Source organism: Bacillus sp. OTU530 (genome assembly GCF_038440375.1).
Genome location: NZ_JASATP010000133.1, coordinates 1 through 693 on the forward strand (window position 1 = coordinate 1; position 693 = coordinate 693).

The 693-nt window shown below is 45.9% G+C and carries 1 protein-coding gene; it reads left to right on the forward strand.

Going from position 1 to position 693, the window contains the following annotated elements:
* Positions 1-668, forward strand: a 668-nt coding sequence (locus AAHB12_RS31195) for a LysR family substrate-binding domain-containing protein (protein ID WP_342048941.1), incomplete at its 5' end; no start/stop codon positions are given.
* Between the last annotated feature and the right edge of the window lie 25 nt (positions 669-693).

Below are 693 nucleotides of genomic sequence, written 5' to 3' on the forward strand. Positions count from 1 at the left end.
TAAAGGCACAGATGGGAATGCTTGGTCGGTTAGTGCTGGGATTTGTCGGATCTGCAACGTTCGATATTCTTCCAATCATTCTTCGGGCGTTTAATGAACAGTTTCCATGTGTAGATTTGGTTGTTCGTGAGATGCCTACACCATTGCAAATTGAGGCACTTCACAGTAAGGACATCGACATTGGCTTTGTAAGAACCCCTGTGGTTGATCCACTCATATCATTCCTTCCAATTCATCAAGAGACTTGTATCGCCGTCGTACCGAAGTTGCATCCACTCGCCCAACGCTCTTCAATATCAATGGGTGATCTCAGCGCAGAAAGATTTATATTAGTGGAGAGGGAGGTTTTGCCGAGCTGGTACGATGATATCATCTCGAAATGTCACAATGCTGGCTTCAGCCCAATCATCCGTCAAGACGTGAAAGAAATACGGACAGTTGTTGGGTTGGTTGCTGCAGGGCTTGGTATAAGTATCGTACCAAGATCAACAGGGAATTTACATGCACGGGACGTCGCGTATGTAAACATCGAGGGAGAAGCCCCGCGCGTGGAAATGAGTATCGCCTGGCGAAGTGATGATAATTCAACCATGGTTAGACAATTTCTCGATGTAGCAAAACGACTCTCATCAGATGCAATGTGCATAGAAACGGATAATTTGACCTGACGGTGAACCCGTGGCAATGTATATC